The organism is Pantoea sp. CFSAN033090 (assembly GCF_001264395.1).
GTDB lineage: Bacteria > Pseudomonadota > Gammaproteobacteria > Enterobacterales > Enterobacteriaceae > Pantoea > Pantoea agglomerans.
Window position 1 is genome coordinate 81722 of the sequence record NZ_LGYX01000015.1, and the last position, 26848, is coordinate 108569.

At 55.0% G+C, this 26848-nt stretch carries 29 protein-coding genes and 1 other RNA gene; 20 read left to right on the plus strand and 10 right to left on the minus strand.

The window, feature by feature from the left end; all coding sequences use genetic code 11:
- Nucleotides 1-40: 40 nt before the first annotated feature.
- The 3 genes from ppa to AFL22_RS14750 all read right to left on the minus strand — a co-directional run bounded on the left by ppa (nt 41) and on the right by AFL22_RS14750 (nt 1593).
- Nucleotides 41-571, minus strand: a complete 531-nt coding sequence (gene ppa, locus AFL22_RS14740; RefSeq protein ID WP_003855519.1) for an inorganic diphosphatase — start codon at nt 569-571, stop codon at nt 41-43.
- Between the two features lie 100 nt (nt 572-671).
- Nucleotides 672-1121, minus strand: coding sequence for a DUF441 domain-containing protein (locus AFL22_RS14745; protein ID WP_003855520.1), 450 nt, complete (start codon nt 1119-1121; stop codon nt 672-674).
- A 61-nt stretch (nt 1122-1182) separates the two neighbouring features.
- The gene (locus AFL22_RS14750; RefSeq protein WP_033780638.1) at nt 1183-1593 is read right to left on the minus strand and encodes a lysozyme inhibitor LprI family protein; all 411 of its coding nucleotides are present in this window, start codon (nt 1591-1593) and stop codon (nt 1183-1185) included.
- A 169-nt stretch (nt 1594-1762) separates the two neighbouring features.
- Between AFL22_RS14750 and AFL22_RS14755 the strand changes: the two genes are divergently transcribed.
- Both AFL22_RS14755 and AFL22_RS14760 read left to right on the plus strand, forming a co-directional pair.
- Nucleotides 1763-3322, plus strand: a complete 1560-nt coding sequence (locus AFL22_RS14755) for a methyl-accepting chemotaxis protein (protein WP_052271679.1) — start codon at nt 1763-1765, stop codon at nt 3320-3322.
- Nucleotides 3323-3478: 156 nt separating this feature from the next.
- Nucleotides 3479-4132: a hypothetical protein gene (locus AFL22_RS14760; RefSeq protein WP_052271680.1), complete on the plus strand. Its 654-nt coding sequence runs from the start codon at nt 3479-3481 to the stop codon at nt 4130-4132.
- A gap of 61 nt (nt 4133-4193) precedes the next feature.
- Here AFL22_RS14760 and fbp read toward each other — a convergent pair whose 3' ends face one another.
- Nucleotides 4194-5201, minus strand: coding sequence for a class 1 fructose-bisphosphatase (gene fbp, locus AFL22_RS14765; protein WP_010256459.1), 1008 nt, complete (start codon nt 5199-5201; stop codon nt 4194-4196).
- A 168-nt stretch (nt 5202-5369) separates the two neighbouring features.
- Here fbp and mpl point away from each other — a divergent pair, with 168 nt between their 5' ends.
- On the plus strand, nt 5370-6722 hold the full coding sequence (mpl, locus tag AFL22_RS14770; protein ID WP_052271681.1) for a UDP-N-acetylmuramate:L-alanyl-gamma-D-glutamyl-meso-diaminopimelate ligase: 1353 nt from the start codon (nt 5370-5372) through the stop codon (nt 6720-6722).
- Between the two features lie 355 nt (nt 6723-7077).
- Complete coding sequence (locus tag AFL22_RS14775) at nt 7078-7818, plus strand: oligogalacturonate-specific porin KdgM family protein (RefSeq protein WP_010256466.1); 741 nt, start codon at nt 7078-7080, stop codon at nt 7816-7818.
- A 40-nt stretch (nt 7819-7858) separates the two neighbouring features.
- On the opposite strand, the gene yjgA is transcribed toward AFL22_RS14775, so the two are convergent.
- On the minus strand, nt 7859-8404 hold the full coding sequence (yjgA, locus tag AFL22_RS14780; protein WP_010256467.1) for a ribosome biogenesis factor YjgA: 546 nt from the start codon (nt 8402-8404) through the stop codon (nt 7859-7861).
- Between the two features lie 115 nt (nt 8405-8519).
- Between yjgA and pmbA the strand changes: the two genes are divergently transcribed.
- The 11 genes from pmbA (at nt 8520) to AFL22_RS14835 (ending at nt 18217) form a co-directional block, all read left to right on the plus strand.
- The gene (gene pmbA / locus AFL22_RS14785; RefSeq protein ID WP_010256470.1) at nt 8520-9860 is read left to right on the plus strand and encodes a metalloprotease PmbA; all 1341 of its coding nucleotides are present in this window, start codon (nt 8520-8522) and stop codon (nt 9858-9860) included.
- Nucleotides 9861-9923: 63 nt separating this feature from the next.
- Nucleotides 9924-10310 (plus strand): cytochrome b562, encoded by a 387-nt coding sequence (gene cybC, locus AFL22_RS14790; RefSeq protein ID WP_052271682.1) that lies wholly within the window; start codon nt 9924-9926, stop codon nt 10308-10310.
- 295 nt (nt 10311-10605) lie between these two features.
- Nucleotides 10606-10953 carry a glycine dehydrogenase gene (locus AFL22_RS14795; protein ID WP_022623928.1) on the plus strand — a complete coding sequence of 116 codons (348 nt, stop codon included), beginning with the start codon at nt 10606-10608 and terminating at the stop codon, nt 10951-10953.
- A gap of 1 nt (nt 10954) precedes the next feature.
- Nucleotides 10955-11311, plus strand: coding sequence for an SFCGS family glycine-rich protein (locus tag AFL22_RS14800; protein ID WP_010256477.1), 357 nt, complete (start codon nt 10955-10957; stop codon nt 11309-11311).
- Between the two features lie 2 nt (nt 11312-11313).
- Entirely contained in the window at nt 11314-11613 is a 300-nt protein-coding gene (locus AFL22_RS14805; protein WP_010256479.1) for a DUF4312 family protein, read from the plus strand.
- 128 nt (nt 11614-11741) lie between these two features.
- On the plus strand, nt 11742-12518 hold the full coding sequence (locus AFL22_RS14810; RefSeq protein WP_010256480.1) for a DUF4311 domain-containing protein: 777 nt from the start codon (nt 11742-11744) through the stop codon (nt 12516-12518).
- Between the two features lie 11 nt (nt 12519-12529).
- The gene (locus AFL22_RS14815; RefSeq protein WP_010256482.1) at nt 12530-13171 is read left to right on the plus strand and encodes a DUF4310 family protein; all 642 of its coding nucleotides are present in this window, start codon (nt 12530-12532) and stop codon (nt 13169-13171) included.
- A gap of 43 nt (nt 13172-13214) precedes the next feature.
- Nucleotides 13215-14345, plus strand: a complete 1131-nt coding sequence (locus AFL22_RS14820; RefSeq protein ID WP_052271683.1) for an amidohydrolase/deacetylase family metallohydrolase — start codon at nt 13215-13217, stop codon at nt 14343-14345.
- The gene (locus tag AFL22_RS14825; RefSeq protein ID WP_052271684.1) at nt 14329-15450 is read left to right on the plus strand and encodes a DgaE family pyridoxal phosphate-dependent ammonia lyase; all 1122 of its coding nucleotides are present in this window, start codon (nt 14329-14331) and stop codon (nt 15448-15450) included. The genes AFL22_RS14820 and AFL22_RS14825 overlap by 17 nt, the downstream gene beginning before the upstream one ends.
- A complete protein-coding gene (locus AFL22_RS14830; RefSeq protein WP_052271685.1) occupies nt 15447-16187 on the plus strand; it encodes a KDGP aldolase family protein in 741 nt (246 codons plus the stop codon). The genes AFL22_RS14825 and AFL22_RS14830 overlap by 4 nt, the downstream gene beginning before the upstream one ends.
- 107 nt (nt 16188-16294) lie before the next feature.
- Entirely contained in the window at nt 16295-18217 is a 1923-nt protein-coding gene (locus AFL22_RS14835) for a PRD domain-containing protein (protein WP_052271686.1), read from the plus strand.
- Between the two features lie 9 nt (nt 18218-18226).
- Here the strand turns inward: AFL22_RS14835 and AFL22_RS14840 are convergent, their stop codons facing one another.
- Nucleotides 18227-19126, minus strand: a complete 900-nt coding sequence (locus AFL22_RS14840; protein WP_010256496.1) for a LysR family transcriptional regulator — start codon at nt 19124-19126, stop codon at nt 18227-18229.
- Between the two features lie 129 nt (nt 19127-19255).
- On the opposite strand from AFL22_RS14840, the gene AFL22_RS14845 reads away from it, so the two are divergent.
- Nucleotides 19256-19960: a pirin family protein gene (locus AFL22_RS14845; RefSeq protein WP_010256500.1), complete on the plus strand. Its 705-nt coding sequence runs from the start codon at nt 19256-19258 to the stop codon at nt 19958-19960.
- A gap of 52 nt (nt 19961-20012) precedes the next feature.
- Here AFL22_RS14845 and dolP read toward each other — a convergent pair whose 3' ends face one another.
- The 4 genes from dolP to AFL22_RS14865 are packed head-to-tail and all read right to left on the minus strand — an operon-like array spanning nt 20013 to nt 23579.
- Nucleotides 20013-20585: a division/outer membrane stress-associated lipid-binding lipoprotein gene (gene dolP, locus AFL22_RS14850; protein WP_003855537.1), complete on the minus strand. Its 573-nt coding sequence runs from the start codon at nt 20583-20585 to the stop codon at nt 20013-20015.
- A gap of 14 nt (nt 20586-20599) precedes the next feature.
- Nucleotides 20600-21187, minus strand: coding sequence for a DnaA initiator-associating protein DiaA (gene diaA, locus AFL22_RS14855; RefSeq protein WP_010256507.1), 588 nt, complete (start codon nt 21185-21187; stop codon nt 20600-20602).
- Between the two features lie 14 nt (nt 21188-21201).
- The gene (locus AFL22_RS14860; protein WP_010699787.1) at nt 21202-21597 is read right to left on the minus strand and encodes a YraN family protein; all 396 of its coding nucleotides are present in this window, start codon (nt 21595-21597) and stop codon (nt 21202-21204) included.
- The gene (locus AFL22_RS14865; protein ID WP_045139594.1) at nt 21555-23579 is read right to left on the minus strand and encodes a penicillin-binding protein activator; all 2025 of its coding nucleotides are present in this window, start codon (nt 23577-23579) and stop codon (nt 21555-21557) included. The genes AFL22_RS14860 and AFL22_RS14865 overlap by 43 nt, the downstream gene beginning before the upstream one ends.
- A 62-nt stretch (nt 23580-23641) precedes the next feature.
- Between AFL22_RS14865 and rsmI the strand changes: the two genes are divergently transcribed.
- The 4 genes from rsmI (at nt 23642) to AFL22_RS14880 (ending at nt 26440) form a co-directional block, all read left to right on the plus strand.
- A complete protein-coding gene (gene rsmI, locus AFL22_RS14870; protein ID WP_045139595.1) occupies nt 23642-24508 on the plus strand; it encodes a 16S rRNA (cytidine(1402)-2'-O)-methyltransferase in 867 nt (288 codons plus the stop codon).
- 33 nt (nt 24509-24541) lie between these two features.
- An RNA gene (rnpB, locus tag AFL22_RS14885) (RNase P RNA component class A) lies at nt 24542-24920 on the plus strand.
- A 400-nt stretch (nt 24921-25320) separates the two neighbouring features.
- Entirely contained in the window at nt 25321-26013 is a 693-nt protein-coding gene (locus AFL22_RS14875; protein ID WP_010699784.1) for a hypothetical protein, read from the plus strand.
- Between the two features lie 13 nt (nt 26014-26026).
- Nucleotides 26027-26440 carry a hypothetical protein gene (locus tag AFL22_RS14880; RefSeq protein WP_232526493.1) on the plus strand — a complete coding sequence of 138 codons (414 nt, stop codon included), beginning with the start codon at nt 26027-26029 and terminating at the stop codon, nt 26438-26440.
- Nucleotides 26441-26848: the final 408 nt, after the last annotated feature.

Here is a 26848-nt window from a genome sequence, read left to right on the forward strand (position 1 = left end):
GGACGGTGTTTTTTTTTCGACTCACAAACCGGCAGCAGAATTACTTCTTCTGTGCGCGCTCGTAAGAGGAGATGATTTCAGCTTTAGCGGCTTCGGCATTATCCCAGCCATCCACTTTCACCCATTTGCCTTTTTCCAGATCTTTGTAGTGCTCAAAGAAGTGGGTGATCTGTGCACGCAGCAGTTCTGGCAGGTCGTTCACATCTTTGATGTGATCGTACTCTTTAGAGAGTTTGGTGTGCGGAACAGCAACCAGTTTGGCATCTTCGCCAGACTCGTCGGTCATTTTCAGCACGCCAACCGGACGGCAGCGGATCACTGAGCCTGGAACCAGTGGATACGGGGTCGGAACCAGTACGTCAACCGGATCACCATCCAGAGAAAGGGTATGGTTGATGTAGCCGTAGTTGCACGGATAGAACATGGCGGTAGACATGAAACGGTCTACAAACAGGGCACCAGACTCTTTATCAACTTCATATTTGATCGGATCAGCATTCGCTGGGATCTCAATGACAACGTAGATATCTTCTGGCAGGTCTTTACCTGCTGGCACCTGGTTCAAACTCATCTGGCATTCCTTCAGTAGTCGTATGTTGAGTGTCGGCTATTATAGCCAACTGACTCTGAAAGTATGCCCCCTTTTTGGCGTTTCGGAATGCGCCCAAACGCTACTTAGCCGCCACAAACAGCGAAACAATGCCTGCGGCAATCAGTGGTCCTACCGGCACCCCTCGGAAGAACGCCACGCCAATCACTGTACCAATCAGCAGACCACCAATCACCGAAGGCTGGACGCTCATAAAGTTCACGCCACGGCCGCCCAGCCAGGCGACAAAGATCCCCACCAGAATCGCCACAATCGACTTCCAGTTAGCAAACGACTTGATCAGCGCAGAGGCGGGCAGTGAGCCGCTTGCCAGCGGGGCCATCACCGCCACGGTAAGAATAATGATGCCTAAGGTAATGCCCTGTTTTTCTACGTAGGGGAAGAACTGAGCCAGCGGGGTAATTTTAATCGCCAGCAGCACCAGAATTGAAATTGTGACCGCGTTGTTGTGAACGAAATAACTCAGCACGGCAAGGCAAATCAGAATGATGGTCGAGGCGTAAGCAGCCATGGTTTCTCCCTGAAGGTTAATGAGCGCGCTGACTTCAGCCAGCGCAAAAACCGGTTATCGATCAGCAGTCATCGGGGTTAGCACAGCTGCCTTTACCAAGTGACTGCAACATCAGTGCCTGATTGCGCACCAGGCTCAGGCTCTGAGCGCTCAGCGCCACGCTGCCCAGCGAGCCTTGTGAACTGAGCTGGCTGCGGCTCGCCTCAAGCCAGCTGTCGCGGTAGCTCAGCCAGGCGCGTTGCGCGGCACGCAGTTTGTTTTTAGGTTCGCCGGAGAGGGTTTTCATCAGTTTGTTGTACTGCTTATTCATCTCCTGATCCCAGGCCCGATTGGCCGCAGCGTAGCACTGGTTCATGGCAAGGGTAGTCGAGGCGTCATTGAGGCAGCGATCGGGCGAGGCGTCTGTCGGCAGATCCTCTGCCAGCACCGCTGTGCTGAGGCACAGCAGCATCAGAAGTAATCCTGGTTTCATTCTTTTCTCCGGATAACGGATAAGCGGCGATTAGCTTGATGGATGTTCCCGTGATGATCAAGTTGTTAACACTAATCAGGGTTAAAGTTTCGCGCCGTTACTGCCGATACTTCATCCGTTTTAGGGCCGCTGGAAAATTTGCCTTTTCACATACACGGAAACTATCTGGATGAAACAGTTATCACTTCGCACGGGGTTGCTGGCATTGCTGGCATTTATGACACTGCTGCTGTTGGCGGTGAGTTTTATGGGTATCGTGGCAATTAACAAAGGGAATCGCTCGCTGGATGTGATCAACCGCATTCAGGGGATCGAGCTGAACAGTCTTTACCAGAGCAATGCCGATCTGATGCGGGCCCGCGCTAACGCCGCGCTGGCGGTGCGTAAAATTGAAATTGGTTTACTGGAAGAGGGGGCGGCAGTAACAAAACTGTCGCAGGCGGATGTGGTCACATCACAGCAAAGCCTGAAGCGTTTTGTGGACGCCGGAACGGTGACGGCGCACGGCAAAAAGCTGGCCGATGCGGTTTCGGCCAGTTACAAAGCCTATCTCGATCAGGGCATCAAACCAATGATGAACGCCCTGGATAAGCAATATACCGACGAGTATTACCAATTGCTGGAAGGCAACCTGGCGACGCTGGCGGCCAGCTATAACAAGGCCGTCACGGACTTCAGTCAGCTGGCCGATCAGATCACGCAGGCCCAGCTGGCGCAGGCGGCCTACAACGAAACCAAAATGAAAATCCTGATCGCCGTGGCGGTGGTATTAACACTGCTGCTGCTGGTGCTCGCCTGGCAACTGCTGCGTAGGATGCTGCTGCAGCCGCTGAACCTGGCCATTCTCCATCTTGAGCAGGTCGCGGCGGGCGACCTCTCGCAGGCGCTGCCACCGTCGGGCAACAATGAGCTGGGGCGGCTTAATCATGCGCTCGCCGGAATGCAGCAGTCGTTGCGCACCTCGGTGAGTCAGGTGCGCGAAGCGAGTATGCAGATCGACATCGGCAGCCGTGAACTGGCCGCGGGCAACGTCAATCTGTCGCAGCGTACCGAAGAGTCCGCCGCCTCGCTGGAGCAGACTGCCGCCAGCATGGAGCAGCTCACGGCAACCGTGCGGCTTAACGCCAGCAATGCCCAGCAGGCGCACCAGCTGGCTAACGCGGTCTCTGATACTGCCGATCGCGGCGCGGAGGTGGTCTGCTATGTGATGGAAAAAATGCATGAGATTACCGACAGTGCCAATCGTATCGGCGACATTCTTGGCGTGATTGATGGTATCGCCTTCCAGACCAATATCCTGGCACTCAACGCCGCCGTTGAAGCGGCGCGCGCAGGCGAACAGGGCCGTGGCTTTGCGGTAGTGGCAAATGAAGTGCGCACGCTGGCACAGCGCAGCGCTAACGCGGCCAAAGAGATCCGTACGCTGATTAGTGATTCACAGTCGAGGGTGAAAGAGGGCAGCGAGATGGCGACGCGGGCCGGGGAAACCATGGATGAGATTTCTGGTGAGGTCATGCGCGTAACGGCACTGATGAAAGAGATCTCGATGGCCTCCGACGAACAGAGCCGTGGCATTGAGCAGGTTAATCTGGCGGTCACACAGATGGATGCGGCGGCGCAGCAGAACGCGGCGCTGGTAGAGCAGGCCACCGCCGCAACCCAGTCGCTGGAAGCGCAGTCCGATCAGCTTCAGGCAACCATGGCGCAGTTCAGGTTGCAGACGGCGTAAAAATGGTGAGCGCATTTATGATGCGCTCATTCTTTTTTCTCATTTTTACTAAAGTCGACATGTTAACTGTTCTTTGAGCCTAAGTTATTTTTATCTAATGTTTTTTTAGTTAGCATGGATAATAAATCATTATTGTAAATAATCAGGACTGAGAATATGGATACTGTATTCGTTGAAACCCTTGAAAGGCTAACTTCCCTGTTGGAGCGTTCGCCTCTTAATGTCATGTTGGCTGTGATATTGCTTACTTTATTTTATTTATGTCGGCGGATTGCTAAAAATATTAAGATCGAACATGTTTTTCAGCATACACTTAGCAATAAAATTAAACTTTTGAAAAATAAAATTAATGATGGAATTATCGAAAAGGAAGAGTCAACGCATCTTAAGAATCGTTATGTGACACTATCGAATCAGCAGATTTATGGTATAAAAAACAGGATAATTCAGCAGGAAGTTATTGGCATCATTAACCATTCGAGTGAAATAACAGATTTTAAGTATTTTGCTGTCCATCAATATGTTTTGAGTATCGATAATGGTGGTAAGCTATATTTCAATAAATCTAAGATAAGCTCCAGAATTTGCACTGCTTTTATGCTTTTAGTTATAGGTCTGGCAGCATTGGCATTGGGGATATTCATAATGTCTGCTGGCTCCTTTTTTGGCTTATTCATCAGTTTTCTGGGGCTGCTTTTATATTTTGCAGGATTAGTTCATTTTCCCGCTAATTCAGGTATGCGCAAACGAGCTGAAAAAGAGATAGCCCATTATTACCAGCATCGCGATGCGGCTGAGACGCACTATTAGCGAAACAATAAAAAAGCCTGCATTGAGCAGGCTTTTAAAATTTTACCTTACCCCTGCCGGATTAACCCTGACGGCAATCCGGGAACTCGGCCAGGAAACGCTCAACGTCGTTCACCATCGCCTCGTTACCGCAGTAGAACGGACAGCGCTGGTGCAGCGTGACCGGTGGAATATCCAGAATACGCTTCTGACCGTCGCTGGCTTTACCGCCCGCCTGCTCTGCCAGGAACGCCATCGGGTTGCACTCATACAGCAGACGCAGCTTACCCTGAGGATGGCTGGCGGTGCTTGGATAGAGGTAGATGCCGCCTTTCAGCAGATTACGATGGAAATCCGCGACCAGCGATCCGATGTAACGTGAGGTATAAGGACGGTGCGTTGGCAGATCCTCTTCCTGACAGAACTTCAGATATTTCTTCACACCCTGCGGGAAACGAATGTAGTTACCTTCGTTAATGGAGTAGGTGTAACCCGTTGGTGGATAGGTCATACGTTCGTGGCTGAGGCAGAACACACCCAGAGACGGATCGTAAGTAAACGCATGCACGCCTGCACCGGTGGTATAAACCATCATGGTGGAGGAGCCGTAAACCACGTAACCGGCAGCGACCTGCTTGTTGCCTGGCTGCATGAAGTCCGCTTCAACAACTGGCGTACCCGGTTCGCTGACGCGGCGGTAGATAGAGAAAATGGTGCCGACGGAAACGTTAACGTCGATGTTAGAAGAACCATCCAGTGGATCCATTAACACCACGTACTTACCGTTTTCTTCACCTTCAAAGATCACAAACTCGTCTTCTTCCTCAGAAGCGATACCGGCGACGATGCCACGTGCTTTCAGTGCTGCCTTCAGTTTCTCGTTGGCAAACAGATCAAGTTTCATCTGCTGCTCACCCTGAATATTCTCGACGCCGCTGGCACCCAGAATATCCACTAAACCGGCTTTGTTGATATCGCGGTGGATGATTTTGGCACCCAGCTTAATAGCGGAAATCAGCGCTGTCAGTTCACCTGTAGCGTGCGGAAAGTCATGCTGCTTCTCGACGATAAATTCGCCCAACGTTTTCATAACACATTCCCTGAATCTTCGATGGAGTGGCAGCACGCGTAACAGTCTGCCAACGGATGCGTACGCAGTTTAGCCGATTGAACTTCAAAAACCATAGTCCTAATCCGTTTCTTCCATCTGCGAGCGGCGTTACACTGTGCGCCGAACTTTTGAGTAATGGATCACGTAATGCGCATTCACATCCTCGGGATTTGTGGCACTTTTATGGGCGGTCTGGCGATGCTGGCCCGTTCACTTGGTCATCAGGTGACCGGGTCAGACGCCAACGTTTACCCACCTATGAGTACTCTGCTTGAACAGCAAGGTATTGAATTAACAGAAGGTTATGACGCCAGTCAGCTTGACCCGGTACCTGACCTGGTGATAATCGGCAACGCGATGACGCGGGGTAATCCTTGCGTGGAAGCAGTGCTGGAACGCAACATTCCTTACCTCTCTGGCCCGCAGTGGCTGCACGATTTCGTGCTGCGCGATCGCTGGGTGCTGGCGGTCGCGGGAACCCACGGCAAAACCACCACAGCCGGCATGGCAGCGTGGATTCTCGAGGCCTGCGGCCTTGAGCCAGGCTTTATTATTGGTGGTGTACCCGGAAACTTCGATGTCTCGGCAAAATTAGGAAAAAGTCCATTCTTCGTGATTGAGGCGGATGAGTACGACTGCGCGTTTTTCGATAAGCGTTCCAAGTTTGTCCATTACTGCCCACGTACGCTGATCCTCAATAATCTTGAGTTTGATCACGCCGATATCTTTGACGATCTGCGCGCGATCCAGAAGCAGTTCCACCATCTGGTGCGGATCGTACCGGGCCAGGGCAAGATCCTGCTGCCGGAACATGATCCTAACCTCAAACAGGTGATGGCGATGGGCTGCTGGAGCGAACAGGAGAACGTCGGCGAGCACGGGCGCTGGCAGGCGAAGAAGCTCACCAACGATGCGTCTCACTGGGAAATCTGGCTCGACGGCGAAAAAGTCGGGGAAGTGAACTGGGCGCTGGTGGGTGAACACAATATGCACAACGGGCTGATGGCGATTGCTGCCGCGCGCCATGTGGGTGTGAAGCCGGAAGATGCAGGCCAGGCGCTGAACAGCTTTATCAATGCGCGTCGACGGCTGGAGCTGCGCGGCGAAGTGAACAGCATCAAAGTCTATGATGACTTCGCCCACCATCCGACCGCGATTCTGGCGACGCTGGCTGCCCTGCGTAGCAAAGTTGGCGGCAGAGCGCGTATCCTGGCTGTGCTGGAGCCACGCTCTAATACCATGAAGATGGGCGTCAGCAAGAACGATCTGGCACCGTCGCTGGCGCGTGCTGATGAGGTCTTTCTGTTCCAGCCGCACCATATTCCGTGGCAGGTATCAGATGTCGCAGAAGCGTGCATTCCGCCTGCGCACTGGAGCGCGGATATCGATACCCTGATGGAAATGGTGGCCAAAGCCGCTCAGCCAGGCGACACGATTCTGGTCATGAGCAACGGCGGGTTTGGTGGCATCCACCAGAAGCTGCTGGACAGGCTGGCATAATGTCACAGGCGCCCGTTTCGGGCGCTTTTTTTTTAAAAGCATTATCTCCGGAAATATTATTCTCTCAATAAATCCCGCATATTTTTGAATTCGATCTGCTCACTCTTCCTGCCGTTGCCATATTTTTCTTATTAGTGTCTGAAACAGAAAGGCCGCTCTCGCCGGTTATTTCTAGCATCATCCCTGTAGTGACTGAGGAATAATAATTAACGCGTTAAAGTTAAAGGAATAAATAACAGATTCTCTTTATGCGCGATCTTATATTGATGAGGATTTTAAATATAAGTTAACTATGGGTTAAACGAATGAGTTCGGATAATTCATTGCTCTGATTACCACTAATAAGGATGTTCATATGGGAAATAATAATTCATTGTCGTTTTTGCTGGGCGCCGCGTTGTTATGCAGTTCTGCTGCGGCGCTGGCCACGGCCACCGTTGATTACCGGCATGAGTACCGCCTTCGCGACCGCACGCACTACGACAAGCTGGGTCTGAGCACCACGCTGCCGGACAATATGTTTCTCGGCGTCGAAACCAAATTCAAAACCGGCGGCGCCGATCCAAAAGACAAATATTATAACGACACCGTGTTAAATGTGGTGGAGGTGACCTTTCTGAAATCGTATTACTGGGGGAACTGGACAGTGTCGCCTTTTATTCAGCCAGAGTTTAACTCCTCGCGCACTGAATGGAAATTTGGTGTGGCACCCTGGTATAAATTTAATGATCGCTGGTCTCTCGGTGGCCTTTATCGTCTTGAGCTGACCGATTATGCGCATGACGATCAATGCCGTACCGGCGGTATTGATTATTGCGATACTGACCGGCATCGCACTGCCAACCGTTTTGATCTCTATCTGCGAAATAAAAGCGATCGGCTGACCACCACCTATAAGCTGGTGTATAAACACGCGGATGCGAAACTCTTTGCCAATAAACATGATGATTACGAACAGGAGTTACAGTTCGATTATGCGCTTGGCAACGATCGCGTCTGGGTGCCTTACGTCACCTTTGGCGATATCGGACGTTCTGCGACATCGAGCGAACGCCAGCTGCGGTTGCGCACCGGTATTCTCTATATCTATCGATAAATGCGCTGCCGGGAGGCGGGCGAGGCTGCCCGCCATGGCGTTACTTCGCTTCGGCCAGTTCGCGCAGATACTGGAAAATCTGACGGGCAGACTTCGGCGGCTTGCTGCCCGCTTTCTCTTTCTGCGCGTTACGGATCATGCTGCGTAACTGCTGACGATCGGCATCGGGATAAAGCGCAATCACGTCGCCCATCGCTTCATCACCCTGTTCAATCAGACGATCGCGCAGCATTTCCAGTTTATGGAACAGCGCAACCTGCTGGTTATGGCGATTATTGAGCTTATCCAGTGCAACGCGGATCGGCTCCACATCAATACTGCGCAGCAGTTTACCGATCAGCTGCAGCTGACGGCGGCGACCCTCTTTCTTGATGCGCTGTGCCAGTTCAACTTCGGTACGCAGGCGCTCATCCAGCGGGATTTTATCCAGCGAGTTTTTACCCAGATCAACCAGTTCGGCACCCAGGCGCTTTAACTCTTCTGCATCGCGTTTAATTTCACTCTTACTGACCCAGATAATCTCTTCATCTTCTTCTTCGTCATTATCTGGCACATCGTCGAGCCACTCATCGGGCTGTTTGGTCATTTCCGGGCTCCCAAAAAAAAGAGGCTAATCCTACCAGTTTATCGGGTGACTGCGAAATTGTTCTCTGACTCTGATAGACTCAAATCATTCACACATAAGATTAGACGGCAGGTCGATGAACGTATCTACTCAGGTTGCAGAACAGCGAAAAGTACTGGAGCAGGCCATTGCGCAGGCACTTGAACTGGCTAAAGCAAGCACTGACAGCGCGGAAGTGGCAGTCAGTAAAACCACCGGCATCGGGGTCAGCACCCGCTATGGCGAAGTGGAAAACGTCGAATTCAACAGCGACGGTGCGCTGGGCATCACCGTCTATCATCAGAATCGTAAAGGCAGCGCCTCATCGACCGACCTCAGCCCGGACGCGATCAAACGCACCGTGCAGGCGGCGATTGATATTGCGCGCTATACCTCGCCCGATCCCTTTGCCGGTCCGGCCGACGCAGAGCTGCTGGCCTATGATGCGCCAGACCTGGATCTCTACCATCCGTGGGAGATTGATGCTGACCGCGCCATTGAACTGGCTGCGCAGGCGGAACAGGCATCACTGCGCGCCGACAAGCGTATTACCAACACTGAAGGTGGCAGCTTCAACAGCCACGTCGGCATCAAAGTCTTTGGCAACAGCCACGGTATGTTACAGAGCTACTGCTCAAGCCGTCACTCGCTCTCCAGCAGCGTGATTGCCGAGCAGGATGGTAATATGGAGCGCGACTACGCCTACACCATTGGGCGCGCGTTTGAAGATTTGAAGAGCCCGGAGTGGGTCGGTGCAGAGTGCGCGCGCCGCACGCTCTCCCGTCTGGCACCGCGTAAACTTCCGACCATGAAAGCCCCGGTGATTTTCGCCTCAGAAGTGGCAACCGGCTTATTTGGTCATCTGGTTGGCGCGATCAGCGGCGGCAACGTTTACCGTAAATCGACCTTCCTGCTGGATTCTATGGGTCAGCAGATCCTGCCGGAGTGGCTCACCATCAATGAACAGCCGCATCTGCTGAAAGGGCTCGCCTCCACGCCATTCGACAGCGAAGGGGTGCGTACCCAGGCGCGCGATATCATTAAAGATGGCGTGCTGCAGACCTGGCTGTTAACCAGCTACTCAGCCCGCAAACTGGGCCTGACCAGCACCGGTCACGCTGGCGGCATTCATAACTGGCGCATTGCGGGCCAGGGCCACAGCTTTGACGACCTGCTGAAGCAGATGGGCACCGGGTTAGTGGTGACCGAACTGATGGGTCAGGGCGTCAGCGCGATTACCGGTGATTACTCACGCGGTGCGGCCGGGTTCTGGGTCGAGAATGGCGTTATTCAGTACCCGGTCAGCGAAGTGACTATCGCCGGAAATCTCAAAGAGATGTGGCGCAATATGGTGACCATCGGTGACGATATTGAAACCCGCAGCAATATCCAGTGCGGTTCAGTGTTACTGCCTGAGATGAAGATAGCGGGACAATAAAGATGGATTCCTGAAGCAGCCGGTTGGCTGCTTTTTTTTCATCACAATAAAAAGGAAGTAATGATGCGTAAGCATGTGATTGCAATGTTGTCGGCTTCTCTGTTGTTCTCCAGCGTCAGTCTCTATGCGGCGGATCTGGAGCAGGATATGGATACACTGAATGCGAACCTGAAAATCGTCAAAAAAAGTGACAATGCCCAGGAGATGCAGCAGGCGCTGACCAAAATGCGTTCCGCGGCACAGGATGCGCGACAGGGCACGCCGGATAAGCTGGAAGGCCAGCCGGCTGACAGCCCACAGGTGAAAGATTTCCATGCCGGTATCGACTCGCTGATCGCGCAGATCGATGTGGTCAGTGCGCTGGCGAAAGCCAACAATGTGGACGGGGCGAAACGCGAAGCAGCGAAGTTCGACGACATCCGCAATACCAACCATAAGAAATTCCGTTAATCAGATCGCCGGCCAGCCAGGCCGGCGGTTTTTTACCATCACTTCTGCTTATTACCGCACCCTGAACCCCCGCGCGTCCGGCTTGTCGCCGCACAACATCACCGCTTTTCTCGGTTAAATCCATCAAATAACGCATTCTGCGACACGTGTCGCACTAAGCATGCAGCCTGCGATCTGACGCACAACCTTCACTTCAATTTCCACTTGCTGCTGGAAATGTTGCCTCTCCACAGCCGGGGCGATGACCGCTAATTTGTTTTTAACGCGAATTATCCGGTTTAACAGGAGTAGCAAGGTGAGTAATAACGGCGTCCCGGTGTATGAAGCGGCACCTGAGAAAGTGCAACAGCTGGCTGACAGCGTGATGACGCAGATTGCTGCGATCTATCAGCAGCAGGGTATTCAGCCCAATGCGGTTCAGCAGCAGATGCTGCAATCGCATGTCGGTGCCATGGCGTCACGCTCGCTGAGCGGTGAGCCGCTGCCGGAAGTGGAAGCGGAGCTGTTTGAGGATATTCCGCCGGAAACGTTAGCGCTGGCGCAGCAGGTCGTCGATCTGTTTGGCAATCTGCCCCGCGAAGAGGCCTGGCTGCTGTCAGTGCATATTGAAGTCGCGCGATCAAACAACCAGAGAGGAACATAAGATGGTAACAGTAGTGATTGGTGATCGTTTAGGTAAAGGACAGAAAGTGGCGGCGGGCATCGAAAAAGCGGGTGGCCGTGCCGTCGTGGTGCCAGGTGTCGCCGCTGACATGAAACTGGGTGACGTGATGAAGGCGGAAAACGCCGATTTCGGCATCTCGTTCTGCGGCAGCGGCGGCGCCGGTGCTATCACCGCTCAGAACAAATATGGCTACAAAGCAAAGCATGGCATGCGTTCTGTCGACGAAGGCGTCACCGCCATTAATGAAGGTGCCACGGTGCTGGGCTTCGGCTTTATGGATAAAGAAGAGTTAGGTGAGCGGCTGGTGCAGGCCTGGAACAAGAAGCACGGCAGCTGATTATGAAAGAACAATACGTTACCCAGGTGACGGTCGAGGGCAAAGGCGACACCAAAGCGAAAGCCTTTGCCGATGCCCTGAGTCGTGTGCAGAACCAGGTTCTGCGCGCGACGCAAAAAATTCTGCTGCGCATTGAACCTCAGGATGTCCGGGTGCTGCGCGCGCAGGAGAGCGTCAAAACCGAGAAGTTTCTCTTCTTCTTTCTGGCGCGCCAACGGCGGAGCTTCAGCGTCACGCTGGAGATCACCGTCAGCGTCACCGTTTTCGACACCGAACAGGTGGCGTTCACGGCGGCATCGTAAAACAGAGCCTGTTAACGCCAGCCAGCCGTTTGCCCGATGCTCTGCTGTCGCGACATCGCGATGATCAGGTATGGGCGATGCGGCGGCGTGCGATTGGGCAGGTAAAAACGACAACAAGGTACAACAACATGTTTTTAATCATTTTGTTTAAGTCGTTGATCATTGGCGGGCTGGTAGGGGTCGGCGTCGGTGCGGGTGCTGCGCGCATGTTCCACGCGCCAACCACTCAGGGCATGGGCGCTTTCCGTACGCTGGGCGAGCTGAACTCGTGCGAGGGCGATCCGGCATCCCACTTCTCCTTTGGTCTTGGCTTCTTTTTCAATGCCTGGGCATCGTCGGTTGCAGCCGGTTCATTCACTCAGGATGTGGATCATCGCATCATTCCAAACTGGGGTGCGGCCGCCTTGATGGTGAAGAATCGTAATGTGGCGGAGACGCTGCACGATCCGAAAAAAATGGCCATCGCCTGCGGCATCATCGGCATGATCGTGGTCGCCTTCCTCAACTCCACCGCCTCGGCTGTTCCGGCTGCGCTGCAGGTCACGGCGGTCAAAGTGCTGGTGCCCGCCGCTAACCTGCTGGTGAACACCGTCATGCCGGTGATCTTCTGGCTGGCGGCGATCGACGCGGGCAGAAAGTCAGGCTTCTGGGCCACCATTTTTGGCGGTCTGGCGCAGCTGATCATGGGCAACGCCGTGCCGGGACTGGTGCTGGGTATCCTGATCGGTAAAGGCGTGGAAGAGAGCGGCTGGAACCGGGTCACCAAAGTCATGATGACCGCCATCGTGCTGCTGTTTGTGCTGAGCGGCTTCTTCCGTGGTTTCGATATGAAGCTGCTGCAGTCCTTCCAGCTCGGCATTCCCGGCTGGCTCGACATGATCCATAACTCAGTCAGCGGCAAATAAGAGGCGATGCGATGAACGAAAATAAAGGCTTCTGGTACGCCGACTGGTCTTTCCCGATCTTTGTTGGCCTGCTCTCTTCTGGCGTCTTTGCCGGGACACACATGTATTACCTCTATGGCATCGGCGCGTTCAATGAAGTGGCGTTTGTGTCGATGCTGCGCGCAGGCATGGAGACCGGCGTCTACGGCGCGGTCGCCGCCTTTGGTGCCAGCTTCCTGTTCGCTCGTATCATCGAAGGCTCGCTGGTGGGCATTCTGGATATCGGCGGGGCGATTCAGACCGGCGTCGGGCTGGGCGTTCCGGCACTACTGCTGGGGGCGGGCATTGTCTTCCCGGTGGCGAACTTCGCTGCCTCGCTGGCGACGGGCCTGGTAATTGGTGTGGCGATTGGCTACCTGATTATTCTGGCGCGTAAATTCACCATCAATCAGAGCGACTCAACTTACGGCGCAGACGTGATGATGGGTGCGGGTAATGCCTCGGGGCGCTTTCTGGGGCCGCTGATCATCCTGTCAGCCATGGCGGCATCCATTCCGATTGGCCTGGGTTCGCTGCTGGGCGCGCTGCTCTTCTATCTCTGGAACAAGCCCATTACCGGCGGCGCCATCCTCGGCGCGATGATCCTCGGGGCACTGTTTCCGATTGCTCTCTGATCTCACCGGCAGCCCGGCAGCGGGCTATCGTTAAGGAGAAACCATGTACGACTTGATTATTCGCGGTGCGCGTCTCAGCGATGAGCAGGTGGTCGACATTGCCCTGCAGGATGGCCGCATCGCCGCCATAGGCAAGGTGCAGGGCAACGCAGAGCGCGAGCGCGATCTGGCTGGCCGTTACTACCTCAGCGCAGGCTGGATCGACTCCCACGTTCACTGCTATCCCAAATCACCGATTTATCATGATGAAGCGGATGCGATTGGTGTTGCGCATGGCGTCACCACGGTTGTCGATGCGGGCAGCACCGGCGCAGAGCACATTGATGACTTTTACCGGCTGACACGCGCGGCACAGACCCAGGTTTATGCGCTGATCAATATCGCCCGCACCGGTATCGTCACCCAGAATGAGCTGGCTGACATGACGCAGATAGATGGCGAGGCGGTGCAGCAGGCGGTGGCGCGGCTGCCCGATTTTATTGTCGGCCTCAAGGCGCGCATCAGCAGCAGCGTGGTGGGCGAGAATGGTGTGCAGCCGCTGATCAAAGCGAAGGCGATCCAGCAGCAAACCGGCGGGCTGCCGCTGATGGTTCACATTGGCAATAATCCGCCCAATCTCGACCAGATTGCGGATCTGCTCACCACGGGTGACATCATCACGCACTGCTTTAACGGCAAACCCAACCGTATCCTGACGCCGCAGGGCGAACTCAAAGCGGCGGTAAAACAGGCTATCGCGCGTGGCGTCAAACTTGATGTCGGCCACGGCAGTGCCAGCTTCAGCTTTGAAGTCGCCCGCGCGGCGATTGCGCAGGGCATTCTGCCCGACACCATCAGTTCTGACATCTACTGCCGCAATCGTCTGGCCGGACCGGTTCACAACCTGGCGCATGTGATGTCGAAATTTTTCAGTGTCGGTATGACCCTGCCGCAGGTGATTGACTGCGTAACGGTCAATGCGGCGGCAGGACTGCGCCTGCAGCGCAAAGGCCAGCTGAAAGTGGGCTACGACGCCGATCTGACAGTGTTTAGCGTCAAAGAGGAAACCCGGCCATTCATCGATTCAGAAGGTGAACAGGTCGCAGGTGAGAAGCATCTGGTCCCGCTGGCGGCCGTCGTTGCTGGTACGTGGATCGCGACTGAAGAAGGAATAGCGCATGACCTCGGTATATGAAAAGTATGGCCTGAAGCCGGTGATTAACGCCTCTGGCCGTATGACGATCCTCGGCGTCTCTACGCCATCGAGTGAGGTGATCGATACGGTGAAATATGGCCTCGATCACTACTTCGAAATGAAAGATTTGGTGGATAAGACCGGTGCTTATATCGCCGGTCTGCTGAAGGTGGAGAACGCGCTGGTGGTCTCCTGCGCCTCGGCCGGTATCGCCCAGAGCGTGGCGGCGGTGATTGTGAAAGACAACGACTGGCTGGTGGATAACCTGCATGCCGCGCCGCTGACCGTCCCGCATCAGATTGTGGTGCCGAAAGGGCACAACGTGAACTATGGCGCACCGGTCGGCAGCATGGTGGCACTGGGTGGCGGGCAACTGGTGGAAGCGGGTTACAGCAACGAGTGCTCACCCGCCCAGCTGGCGGCGGCGATCACCCCACAGACCGCGGCGATCCTCTATGTAAAATCGCACCACTGTGTGCAGAAGAGCCATCTCGATGTGGCGCAGGCCGCAGCCGTTGCGCGCCAGCATGGCGTCCCGCTGATCGTCGATGCGGCAGCGGAAGAGGATCTGCAATGCTACTACCAGGCGGGTGCCGATCTGGTGATCTACAGCGGAGCAAAAGCGATTGAAGGGCCGACCAGCGGGCTGGTGATTGGCCGACACCACTATGTTGAGTGGGTCAAACGCCAGACCAACGGCATTGGCCGCGCGATGAAAGTGGGCAAAGAGGGGATCCTGGGGCTGACCCAGGCGATTGAAAACTATCTGACGCAGCCAAAAATCAGCGGCGCGCAGATGGCAGAAAAAATGACGCCGTTTATTGAACAGCTCAACAGTCTGAATGGCGTGACGGCCCGGGTAGTGTGGGATGCCGCCGGACGCGACATCGCCCGGGCTGAGATCAAGTTCGACGAAGCCGCGATCCAGCAGCGCACCGGCGATCTGGTGCAGGCGCTGAAAAGCGGCGATGTGGCGATCTACTTCCGTGGCTACAAAGCCAACGAAGGGATCATTGAGGCGGACGTGCGCAGCGTCAGCGCCGATCAACTGCACACTATTTTTACCCGCATTCAGGCACTGTTAAACGGAGAGAAAAACGCATGACGCTGACCCCCAATTTCTATCAGGATCGTCTCTGCCTTAACGTACTGGCGGGATCGAAAGAGAATGCACGCGCTATCTGGCAGGCGGCAGAAGGGCATGTGCTGGTCGGCGTGCTGTCGAAAAACTACGCCAGCAATGAAGCCGCTATCGCCGATATGCGCGAGTATGCCGCGCTGATCGATAATGCGCTCTCGATTGGTCTGGGTGCGGGCGATCCCAACCAGTCACAGATGGTGAGTGAGATCGCGGCAGTGCTGCAACCGCAGCATGTGAATCAGGTCTTTACCGGCGTCGCCACCAGCCGTGCGCTGCTGGGGCAGTCGCAGACGATAGTGAACGGTCTGATCTCGCCCACCGGCACGCCAGGTCTGGTGAAAATCTCCACCGGACCGCGCAGCTCAAAACAGCGTGACGGGATTGTGCCCGTCGAAACGGCGATCGCGATGCTGCAGGATATGGGCGGCAGCTCGGTAAAATATTTCCCGATGGGCGGTCTGCAGGCGGTGGATGAGTATCGCGCTGTGGCGGAAGCCTGTGCAAAACTGGATTTCTGGCTGGAGCCAACCGGCGGCATCGATCTGGAAAATTTCGGTGAGATCGTGCGCATAGCGCTGGAGTCGGGCGTCAGCAAAGTGATCCCGCACGTCTACAGTTCGATCATCGACAAAGCCAGCGGAGAGACCCGCGTTGAAGATGTGAAGCAGTTGCTGGCCATCTGTAAAACGCTGCTGGCTTAGAGATCAACACGATCTGCCTGCAACAGGCAGATCGCGCAACATGGACGTTGCGAGACGATCTCCGTAGGCTGATGTTCCCTATTTCTGTCTGCAAACAGGTAACGCTTGTGAGATTTCCCAATCAGCGCCTTGCGCAACTGTTCGATGCCATGCAAAACGAAACGCTGCCTCAGGATGAGCTGGCGCGGCGTTTCGCCGTCTCGACACGCACCGTGCGTACCGATATCACGGCGCTGAATGCGCTGCTGGCAGAACATGGCGCGCAGTTTGTCCTCAATCGCGGCGCGGGCTATCAGCTGAAGATTGAGGATGCTCAGCGCTTTCAGCATCTGCAACAGCATACCGCGTCGCCGCTGCGGGTACCGCGCACCTCGCCGGATCGGGTTCGCTACCTGCTGACCCGCTTTCTTACCGCCGCTTATTCCCTGAAACTTGAAGAGCTGGCAGAGGAGTGGTTTGTCAGCCGCGCGACCCTGCAGAATGATATGGCGGAGGTGCGCGAATGGCTGGGGCGCTATCACCTCACCATTGAGAGCAAGCCACACTACGGCATGAAGCTGTTTGGCAGCGAAGTGGCAATTCGTACCTGCCTGACCGACCTGTTATGGCAAATTGATCAGGCGCAGCCCGAGAGCCCGCTGCTGACTATCGAAGCGCTGAACAGCGGCATGCTGGAGACGCTGCGCCCGCTGCTGCAAAGCTGTTTTGCTCAGCACAACATTCGGCTCAGCGATGAGGGTGAACGCTATCTGCGGCTTTACTGCGCCGTGGCGGTGCGGCGCATCAGTGAAGGCTATCCGCTTAACGATCCGGGTGCAGAGGAGATTGGTGATGAGGTGCGTGAAGCGGCCCATCACCTGATTAATCTGATGCGTCCGCTGGTCAGCAAACCGATTTCACCGGCGGAAGAGAACTGGCTGCGGGTCAATATCGCCGCGCGACGCATTCAGGCGATTGCTCCCAGCGCCATCAATGCTGATGACGCCGACGCGCTGGTGGATTATCTGCTCAGCTTTATCAACACGCATTACAACTTCAATCTGCAAAACGATCAGCAGCTGCGTGCTGACCTGCTCACTCACATCAAAACCATGATTACGCGGGTGCGCTATCAGATTCATATTCCCAACCCGCTGCTCAGCAACATCAAACAGCACTATCCCATGGCCTATGATGTCACCTTAGCGGCGGTGACCAGCTGGGGAAAATATACCCCTTACGTCATCACCGAGAATGAGATTGGCTTTCTGGTATTGCATATCGGTGTCGGGCTGGAGCGCCACTATGACGTCGGTTATCAGCGTCATCCGCAGGTGCTGCTGGTCTGCGACAGCGGTAACTCTACGCTGCGAATGATTGAGGCGATGCTGCTGCGCAAATATCCGCAGTTGCAGGTCACGGCCCGCCTGTCTCAGCGCGAGTATGAGGCGCGCAGCCGCATCGACGAAGATTTTGTTATCTCTACCATCCGGCTCAGCGAAAAAGAGAAGCCGGTGGTGGTGATGTCGCCGTTTCCCACCGGTTTTCAGCTGGAACAGATTGGCAAGCTGGTGCTGGTGGACCGTACCCGGCCCTATATGCTGGCGAAATTTTTTGATGCCCAGCACTTTCATATCGTCGACAGGCCGATGACCCAGTCTGAACTGTTTCGCCAGCTGTGCGATCAACTGGAGGCGGAGGGATTTGTGGATGCGGCGTTCTATCCGTCGGTTGAAGAGCGCGAAGCGATTGTCAGCACCATGCTCGGCGAAGGCATTGCGCTGCCGCACTCGCTGGGGCTGCTGGCAAAGAAAACCGTGGTTTACACCGTGCTGGCACCGCACGGCATCGCCTGGGGAGACGATACTGCCTATGTCATTTTCCTGCTGGCGATCAGCAAAAGTGAATATGAAGAGGCGATGGCGATATACGATCTGTTTGTGACGTTCCTGCGTGAAAGGGCGATGACCCGCCTGCGGGAAAGCACCGATTTCACCCGCTTCAGGGCAGTGGCGATGGATTGCCTGAGCCGCTCGTGGCCCTCGCCCTGAATCGGCGCTTTAGTTTTTCTTCGCCAGCAGGCGCGGGATCTCACGCAGGCACCAGGATTTTGCTTCGCCCATGCTGTCACGCCGCCACGCCATAATAATATCGACCTCGCGGGTATATTCCGGACTCACCACCCGCAGACGGCCTTCCGCAATATCCTGCTCCACCAGCGAATAGGGCATGGTCGCCACGCCCAGGCCAGCCAGCAGCGCACGGCGCTTGTCATCCATGCTGCTCACGGTCAGGCGCTGCTGCTTATCCAGTAACTGCACGGTCAGCACCGGACGCTCACGCGCGGTATCTGCGACCGCAATGCCACGGTATTTCACCCGCGTCACTTCAGACTGGGGTTCTGGCTCGTTATGAATCGGGTGGTCAGCACTGGCGACATAGACGCTCATCATGGTGTAGAGCTTGCGGGTATTGATCTCGGTGGAGGCGCGGAAGTGCATATCGGGAGCGATCACGATATCGGCCCGGCCCTGTTCCAGCCGTTCCCACGCGCCCGCCAGCACTTCCGTCACCAGCGAAAATTGCGTATTGGCCTTGTCGGCCAGCCGCGTCACCAGCGGAAACAGCGCATCAACAGGCACCAGCGCTTCGGTGACGATGGTCAGATGGGTTTCCCAGCCACGTGCCAGCGCTTCCGCATCGGTGGTGAGCTTATCGGCTGCTTCCAGCAGCACCCGGCCACGCTCCAGCAGCATGCGTCCCACGTTAGTAAATTTGGTACGGTGACCGGAACGGTCAAACAGCACCACATCCAGCTCCTCTTCCAGCTTTTGCATGGTGTAGCTGAGGGCGGAAGGGACGCGCCCCAGTTCATCCGCCGCCGCGGCAAAACTGCCACGCCGATCAATCGCATCCATAACGCGTAAAGATTCAAGGGTTAACGCACGCTCTTTAGCCATCCCGGTTCTCTGTCAGGAAATTTGAACATGCCCGGCAGATTAACTGGCTAACAATCCGGCGTCCAGACTTTTACCATGGGAGCATATAGTCCGTGGCCGATCCTCGTCACCGGATGCTGGAGGTAAACAATGATAACGACACGCAGTGCGTCCGCATGTGGTCAGGCCGATTTCGGCTGGTTACAGGCGCGCTACAGTTTCTCTTTTGGCCACTATTTTGATCCCAAACTGATGGGGTACGCGTCGCTGCGCGTACTGAACCAGGAAGTGCTGGCGCCGGGTGCCGCTTTTCAGCCGCGCACCTATCCACAGGTTGATGTGCTGAACATCGTGCTGCAGGGTGAAGCTGAATACCGCGACAGCGAAGGCAACACCATCAGCGTGCGGGAAGGGGAGGCGCTGCTGCTCTCTGCCCAGCCGGGTGTGAGTTACACCGAAATGAACCTGAGCAAAGATCGACCGCTGACACGCATGCAGCTCTGGCTGGCCGCCTGTCCGGAGCGTGAAAATCCGCGGATGCAGAAAATCGCCCTGACGGATGGCCGGTTGTCCCAGCTGATCGCCTCGCCGGATGGCATGGACGACAGTCTGCAACTGCGTCAGCAGGTGTGGATTCATCAGGTCGAGCTGGCACCAGGCGAAAAACATTCGCTGCGGTTACAGGGGCCGCGTGCCTATCTGCAGTCGATTCACGGTTCGCTGGAAGCGATGTCCGGCACGGATCATCAGGAGAAGCTGGGCTGTGGCGATGGTGCCTTTTTACAGGAAGAGAAGCTGTTGCAACTGACGGCGAAAACCGCGACCCGCGCACTGGTCATCGACATTCCGGTCTGAACATCGGGCAATAAAAAAGGCGGCCATGGCCGCCTTTTTTGCGTTTTGCGTATTACTTCAGCATGGTGAAGGCCGTGGTGACGTGCTTCACGCCACTGACGCGGCTGGCGACATCAGCCGCCGCCTGCGCTTCCTGCGGTGTCACCAGACCCAGCAGGAACACTTCGCCATTCTCCGTCGTCACTTTCACATTGGACGATTTCACCTGATCGCTGCCCAGCAGCTGCGAGCGGATTTTGGTGGTAATCCAGGTGTCTGACGACGTGGTGCCCAGCGTCACTTTCTGGCCGATACGGATCTCGTTATAGACCTCGGTTGCGCCATCAACGCCCATGGTGATCTGTTTGGCACGATTGGCGATCTCCTGTGAAGGCGCCTGACCGGTCAGCAACACTTTGCCCTGATAGGCGGTGGCGACAACGCGCGCATCGGTTTTAATCTGCTGATCTTTTGCCAGCGCGTTAGTCACGCGTAGCTCCAGCGTACCGTCGTCAACCTGCGTACCCACTGAACGGGGATCGGTGGCCGTTTTGGTGGCAACGGCTGCGCCGCCCGCCACAACCGCAACACAGCCCTGCAGCAGCATGGCGGTTAACAGAATAGCTATAGCATTCAATGCTTTCATTCGTGCTCCTTCGGTCATTCCTGATGGGGAAAGAGAGTGTTATCGATCAGATCGCATAAGCAATTAACGGTGAGCATATGCATCTCCTGAATACGGGCGCTGCGGTGCGACGGAATGCGGATCTCCACATCCTGCGGACCCAGCAGTCCGGCGAGCTCTCCGCCATCATACCCGGTAAGCGCAACGATAGTCATATCGCGTGTTACCGCCGCTTCCACGGCCTTAACGATGTCACGGGTGTTGCCACGGGTTGAGATAGCCAGTAACACATCGCCTGCGTGTCCCAGGGCGCGCACCTGCTTGGCATAGATCTCATCGTGCAGGCGGTCATTACCAATCGCGGTCAGCATCACGTTGTCGGCGCTCAACGCCAGCGCCGGTAAGCTTGGGCGTTCGGTCTCGAAACGGTTGATCATGCTGGCGGCGAAGTGCTGTGCATTGGCGGATGAGGCACCGTTGCCACAGCTCAGGATTTTATTGCCATTCAGTAACGACTGCACCAGCGTCATAGCGGCGCGGGAGATGGCATCGGGCAACGCTTCGGCTGCGGCAATCTGAGTTTGAATACTTTCGGTAAAACACGCTTTAATTCTGTCCTGCACACGACCACCTGGTTCTAAACGTCTGCATTAAAGGCATTCGGCAGCCACTCGAGCGCCGTGCCGGTAATGGCGATGATGTCGAAACGGCAATTCACTGTTTCAAAACTGCCGCCGCGTTGCGCCAGCCAGAGAGCGGCAGCGCGCAGCAGCTTTTGTTGTTTATTCCGGGTTACGCTGGCGAGCGCGCCACCATAACGCGCATCGCGTCGGTAGCGAACTTCAACAAACACCCAACAGTGCCCGTCACGCATTATCAGGTCAAGTTCACCATTGCGAAAGTGAACATTACTGGCGACCCATATCAGGCCAGCCTGCTCCAGATAGCGCCGGGCATCTTCTTCATACCTGGCGCCAGTCTGACGCCGATTTAGTTGGCCGGTGCGATTTCGCCCCGACGATACTGGTTCCATGTCAACTTCCTGTTGATCACACAATCCGTGTCGGCGCTGAGCTTGCCGGTATTGCCGTCCAGCGTAAAGCCAGGTGACTGACGCATCTGGTTAAAGTGATTCGCCAGCGTCCAGGCATCCATTCCCATGGCATAGAGACGCACCAGCGAATAGTCATTATTGAATGACTTCGACGTCTGCTGCATCAGGCCAGGATTGCTGCCGGAGAGCAGCGGAATATCGCTGAACTGAAGGCCATCCATTTCCAGACGGAAGTCCGGGCCGGCACCGGCTTGCGCGCTGCGCGAACTGGCGTAGAGCGAGATATTGCTGCGACTGCCGGTGCGCATGGTGATCATCGGTTTGATCAGCTGCAGTTCGTCCTGCGTTGAAACGATATAGACCGCATCGACGCCGCCGCCGCTGCTGGTGCTGACCACATCTGGCGTGTTCTGCTGCGGTGCCGGGATAGTCAGGCCCGCAATCGTAACACCCTGCGGCTCGGCAGGTGCAGCGTTCACTGGCGTACCGGATAAGCTGATGCCCGCGCCGCTGTTAATGCCCTGTTTCAGCTCTGAGGTCGAACCAAAGCGCTGCTGCATCACCGTGCTGCCACCCAGCGTCTGCCACTCCTGAGCAAAGGCATTGGTGACGCGATCGCCCAGTCCGCTGCGCGGAACCAGCAACAGCGGCTGGCGTTTGCCCTGATCCCAGATATGGTGCGCCGCATCGCGCGCTTCGTCTTCAGGAGAAAGCGCAAAGTAGCAGATATTCGGATGGTTCTGGATCTTTTCCGGCTCGTTGAGCGCCAGCACATTCAGTGGCGTCTGGCTGTTGGCGACCTTCTCAACGTTGCTCTTCAGCAGCGGACCGACCACGATGGTGGCGCCATCCTGCTGTGCCTGCTGCATCACCTGTTCAATCGGCTGGCTGCTGGTGTCATAGACCTTGATCTGTGCGTTGCTGGCCGGTTCTGCGGCAGCAGGCTGTGATTGAGGCTGTGGCGTCGCGTCGGCAGGCTGTTGCTGCTGCGGCGCGCTGATGGGATCGGTGGAAGAACCAGCCGCGGCAGCGGGTTGGGTGCTGGCGGTTGCATCAGCAGCGGCGGGCTGAGCTGCCGCAGGCTGAGCGACCGGCGCGGAGATGCCATTCTTCGCATCATTAAAGCCTTTCTGAATCGCGTTGGCGAATACCTGAGCCTGGCCATTCAGCGGCAGCAGCAGCGCGATGATGCTGGTTGAGGCTTTGGTGTAGTTCTGCATCTGGCTCAGCTGCGTCGGCAGCGTTTTGGCCGCCGGGTTCTGCGGATAGCGGGTCTGCCAGTCTTTGATGCCTGACTTGAGCATCTCGGCATCCTGCGTGTTGGCGCGCCAGACCGCGAGCAGATCCAGCCAGCCCTGCAGCACATTTTCATCGGCATTGATGACCAGGTTGCTGACTTCCTGCGGCGACATCTGGGTCAGTGTCTGCCAGGTGGCGTCGATATTGCCCTGATGATCGGTGCCTTTCAGCAGCGGCTCCTGGGCAATATAGTTGCGCAGCAGCGAGAGTGAAGGGCGACCCTGTGCGCTGGCGATCTGCAGGCTGTAGTAACGCGCCAGCTGATCCTGCGACAGTGCGCCGGTTTTCACTGCCGCTAACAGCGGTTCGGCGTCTTTGATCTTCTGCTGTGCAATCAGCAATTGCGCTTTCAGCAGCAGGGATTCCTGTTGCTGCGTCTCAGAGAGCTGCTGCGGCAACTGGCTCAGTTGCTGAGTCGCCTCAGGATACTTTCCTTCCTTCAACAGGGCGCGGATTGCAAGTAATTGCCAGTCGGTCTTGCTATCATCGCTGCTTTGCTGCGCTTGCTGCAGATAGTAAGCGGAGCTGGCTGTGACGGGCCCCTGAATATTGACGGTTGAGGTTTGCGGCCCCTGACCGCTACATGCGGCTAAAATCAGCCCAGCAAGAATGACAGGCAGAAAGCGTCCTGCTTTATGACGAACGACTTTTGAAGGAAGCATACTGTATCCAGTGATGTTTTTTTCAAGATGCTCAATATTAAATCGGCAATTCGGATGAAACAATGAAACAACTCGATCGGGCAGAGATTTCTGCCAGCACGCTCTACATCGTTCCAACCCCGATTGGTAATTTGGGTGATATCACCCAGCGGGCGCTGACGGTGCTTTCGAGCGTCGATCTGGTCGCTGCGGAAGATACACGTCATACCGGACTGTTGCTACAACATTTCGCCATCAATGCGCGACTCTTCTCACTTCATGACCATAACGAGCAGCACAAGGCTGAACTGCTGCTGACGAAGCTGCAGGAGGGTCAAAGCATAGCCTTAGTTTCTGATGCTGGCACGCCGCTGATCAACGATCCAGGCTACCATCTGGTGCGTCGCTGCCGTGAAGCGGGCATCCGTGTGGTGCCGCTGCCGGGCGCCTGTGCTGCCATTGCTGCATTAAGTGCTGCAGGGCTGCCATCCGATCGTTTCTGTTACGAAGGGTTTCTGCCCGCCAAAACCAAAGGCCGTTGCGACGCCCTGCGGGCGCTGGTGCAGGAGCCGCGCACGCTGATTTTCTATGAGTCGACCCACCGTCTGATCGACAGCCTGCAGGATATGGTGAGTGAGCTGGGTGCCGAACGCTACGTGGTGCTGGCGCGCGAGCTGACCAAAACCTGGGAGTCGATTTACGGTGCACCGGTCGGCGAGCTGCTGGCGTGGGTAAAAGAAGATGAGAATCGTCGCAAAGGCGAGATGGTGCTGATTGTCGAAGGGTACAAAGTTGATGATGAAGATGCGTTACCGGCCGATGCGCTGCGTACGCTGGCGCTGCTGCAAAAAGAGCTGCCGTTGAAACGTGCGGCTGCGCTGACCGCTGAGATCCACAGCGTGAAGAAAAATGCGCTTTATAAGTATGCGCTGGAGCAGCAAGAGGCGTGACAAACGCCGGCGAATGTCCTATTATCCCGCGCCGAAGCTGACCAGACAGTCGCCGCTTTGTCGTCGTCCTCACTTGTGGGGAGACGGGCAGAGGGGAGGAAAGTCCGGGCTCCATAGGGCAGGGTGCCAGGTAACGCCTGGGAGGCGCAAGCCTACGACCAGTGCAACAGAGAGCAAACCGCCGATGGCCCAGAAATGGGATCAGGTAAGGGTGAAAGGGTGCGGTAAGAGCGCACCGCGCGACTGGCAACAGTTCGTGGCACGGTAAACTCCACCCGGAGCAAGGCCAAATAGGGGTTCACAAGGTACGGCCCGTACTGAACCCGGGTAGGCTGCTTGAGCCAGTGAGCGATTGCTGGCCTAGATGAATGACTGTCCACGACAGAACCCGGCTTAACGGTCAGCTTCGACTTTTTATCAAAAACCCCGCTTCGGCGGGGTTTTTGCTTTGCAGGGTATAAGCATGCAGCGATCAATGTCGAAGTTTGGTGCATCATGCTCAGCGTCCCTGGGCAGACGACTACAGAGAATGAAAAACTTTTTGCATTTACATCAACAGCAATTACAGCTTCATATACATCACAAAGTCCAAGCATTGCCTATATAGCAAAATATTCGATACTGAGTACAGGTACAGCTAATACCGGTGCATCATTTTTCGCAGGTTACCGTACACCTGGTATTCACTAAATAGAGCTTTTCCTGTGGTTTGTGCTTATTGTTATTGTGGTTAAATTTTGTAATATTCCTCACAGGGTAAATGGAAATTAAATAGAGGGAATTATGACTCGTGGATTTGTGAGGTACCCAATTTGAGCAATCGTGGAGAAATCCTGGATTCATCCCGATTTGGTTCAGAAAACGGGATTAGGCATGGGCTTCTTTATTCAGGAGTGCTTGGCTGGCTTGATATGGGTCACGCTCGCGGAGATGATGTTCGTAAACTTATGGCACAGTTCTCCACTGGTGAAGCTGGCAGCGATTCTTATTACCGGGTGCGTTATGAACAAACTATGGGGATCAGCCGGTTTGCTACTGGTCGCTTTAATGTCTGGGAGATAAAAAAAGGGAGAACTCTCACAGAAAGGCAGAGTATTGCATTGGTGATGATGATGAGTACTGCTGTCGCTTTTGAAAATTGGCAGTCAATGCCCTGGTTCAGTTGGTATACTGATAGCGGTTTCAGTGGCGAGGATCTTGTATCGGACTTATTTGGTTTCTATAAAGTTAATTATCCCCGCGTATATTGGGGAGAACTTAAGATTGCCAGCAAAGAATCAGCCCTACGCCGATGGGACCATTATGGACCGATTAGTCGTTATAAGAACACGGGTTTTTTACCCTTGTTATTTCCTGATCCTATAGAAAAATTCACCTGCCCACGCCCTTATAAAGGTCAGCTTCCGCGATTTATGAAACAGGTTATGCCATATAAATTTACTCCGAATGATGACATAGTGCGACGGTCTAATGATAAAGCCGGAATCATTAACGCATTTCAGTAAACAGAGAGTGAAAATGTTAAAAAGGATCGCTGCAATCGGCGCTGTCATTATCATTATTTTCCTGCTGATTGATTTTAGTATGCAGAAGGTTGCTGAACGGGATGAAGGTTACACTCAGTCAAATCTATGGGCATATTATCTATACACTGACAGGGATATCAGGAGGGCCCCACGTGCATCTGAATCATATCATTTTACGTTTACCGCGCAGGATGGTAGTCAACCGCAGGAAAGTAGTATTGTTTACAGCACGGATGCTCCTTTAGTTGAGGTTAAAAATTATCTGGCGTCCTTAGGTTACAGGGCGGTGGAGCATAATGGATGGTCTGAAAAATGGGAAAAGGAAGGTAATGTTACGCCTTACTTCTATATATCTCATGACAGCAAATCACATTCGCTAACGCTAAGTAAGGTAGATTTTCGCTGACAATCTTCAGTGACCCAATCTCCAGCACTAATCAAGCGACTCTTCCCCCCAAAACCAGATACGCGACGTGTGGTTTAAGCAATCTGCCTGAACGGTCAGCTTCGACTTTTTATCAAAAACCCCGCTTCGGCGGGGTTTTTGCTTTGTGACGCGCGGTGGTTTGAAGGTCAGCGGTGAGATCGCGCCTGCAAAGGAAACAGGATCAGATCGGAAAGTCGCAAAATCCGTCATCCCTTGTATCTTGTTTTCTGTAGTGGTTAGCTCCCACTACAGGAAGCAGGATGAATCTGTGTCATCCATCAGGATTCGATCCTGTGTGTCAGCCTAGATCTCCTGCTTCCCCTTTCACGCCAGCATTAACTTTGAACGGTTGCCAGGAGCAGCGACTCCGCATGCACAAGGGAAACG

Excerpts from the sequence above, each read along its gene's own strand:
- AFL22_RS14820 (WP_052271683.1), top strand. The coding sequence starts at position 13,215 with ATGTACGACTTGATTATTCGCGGTGCGCGTCTCAGCGATGAGCAGGTG.
- AFL22_RS14880 (WP_232526493.1), top strand. The coding sequence starts at position 26,027 with ATGTTAAAAAGGATCGCTGCAATCGGCGCTGTCATTATCATTATTTTC.
- mpl (WP_052271681.1), top strand. The coding sequence starts at position 5,370 with ATGCGCATTCACATCCTCGGGATTTGTGGCACTTTTATGGGCGGTCTG.
- AFL22_RS14860 (WP_010699787.1), bottom strand. The coding sequence starts at position 21,597 with ATGGAACCAGTATCGTCGGGGCGAAATCGCACCGGCCAACTAAATCGG.
- cybC (WP_052271682.1), top strand. The coding sequence starts at position 9,924 with ATGCGTAAGCATGTGATTGCAATGTTGTCGGCTTCTCTGTTGTTCTCC.
- AFL22_RS14805 (WP_010256479.1), top strand. The coding sequence starts at position 11,314 with ATGAAAGAACAATACGTTACCCAGGTGACGGTCGAGGGCAAAGGCGAC.
- AFL22_RS14845 (WP_010256500.1), top strand. The coding sequence starts at position 19,256 with ATGATAACGACACGCAGTGCGTCCGCATGTGGTCAGGCCGATTTCGGC.
- AFL22_RS14840 (WP_010256496.1), bottom strand. The coding sequence starts at position 19,126 with ATGGCTAAAGAGCGTGCGTTAACCCTTGAATCTTTACGCGTTATGGAT.
- AFL22_RS14755 (WP_052271679.1), top strand. The coding sequence starts at position 1,763 with ATGAAACAGTTATCACTTCGCACGGGGTTGCTGGCATTGCTGGCATTT.
- ppa (WP_003855519.1), bottom strand. The coding sequence starts at position 571 with ATGAGTTTGAACCAGGTGCCAGCAGGTAAAGACCTGCCAGAAGATATC.
- AFL22_RS14810 (WP_010256480.1), top strand. The coding sequence starts at position 11,742 with ATGTTTTTAATCATTTTGTTTAAGTCGTTGATCATTGGCGGGCTGGTA.
- AFL22_RS14775 (WP_010256466.1), top strand. The coding sequence starts at position 7,078 with ATGGGAAATAATAATTCATTGTCGTTTTTGCTGGGCGCCGCGTTGTTA.
- dolP (WP_003855537.1), bottom strand. The coding sequence starts at position 20,585 with ATGAAAGCATTGAATGCTATAGCTATTCTGTTAACCGCCATGCTGCTG.
- AFL22_RS14865 (WP_045139594.1), bottom strand. The coding sequence starts at position 23,579 with ATGCTTCCTTCAAAAGTCGTTCGTCATAAAGCAGGACGCTTTCTGCCT.
- AFL22_RS14800 (WP_010256477.1), top strand. The coding sequence starts at position 10,955 with ATGGTAACAGTAGTGATTGGTGATCGTTTAGGTAAAGGACAGAAAGTG.
- AFL22_RS14760 (WP_052271680.1), top strand. The coding sequence starts at position 3,479 with ATGGATACTGTATTCGTTGAAACCCTTGAAAGGCTAACTTCCCTGTTG.
- AFL22_RS14825 (WP_052271684.1), top strand. The coding sequence starts at position 14,329 with ATGACCTCGGTATATGAAAAGTATGGCCTGAAGCCGGTGATTAACGCC.
- rsmI (WP_045139595.1), top strand. The coding sequence starts at position 23,642 with ATGAAACAACTCGATCGGGCAGAGATTTCTGCCAGCACGCTCTACATC.
- AFL22_RS14750 (WP_033780638.1), bottom strand. The coding sequence starts at position 1,593 with ATGAAACCAGGATTACTTCTGATGCTGCTGTGCCTCAGCACAGCGGTG.
- AFL22_RS14815 (WP_010256482.1), top strand. The coding sequence starts at position 12,530 with ATGAACGAAAATAAAGGCTTCTGGTACGCCGACTGGTCTTTCCCGATC.
- fbp (WP_010256459.1), bottom strand. The coding sequence starts at position 5,201 with ATGAAAACGTTGGGCGAATTTATCGTCGAGAAGCAGCATGACTTTCCG.
- AFL22_RS14830 (WP_052271685.1), top strand. The coding sequence starts at position 15,447 with ATGACGCTGACCCCCAATTTCTATCAGGATCGTCTCTGCCTTAACGTA.
- AFL22_RS14745 (WP_003855520.1), bottom strand. The coding sequence starts at position 1,121 with ATGGCTGCTTACGCCTCGACCATCATTCTGATTTGCCTTGCCGTGCTG.
- yjgA (WP_010256467.1), bottom strand. The coding sequence starts at position 8,404 with ATGACCAAACAGCCCGATGAGTGGCTCGACGATGTGCCAGATAATGAC.
- pmbA (WP_010256470.1), top strand. The coding sequence starts at position 8,520 with ATGAACGTATCTACTCAGGTTGCAGAACAGCGAAAAGTACTGGAGCAG.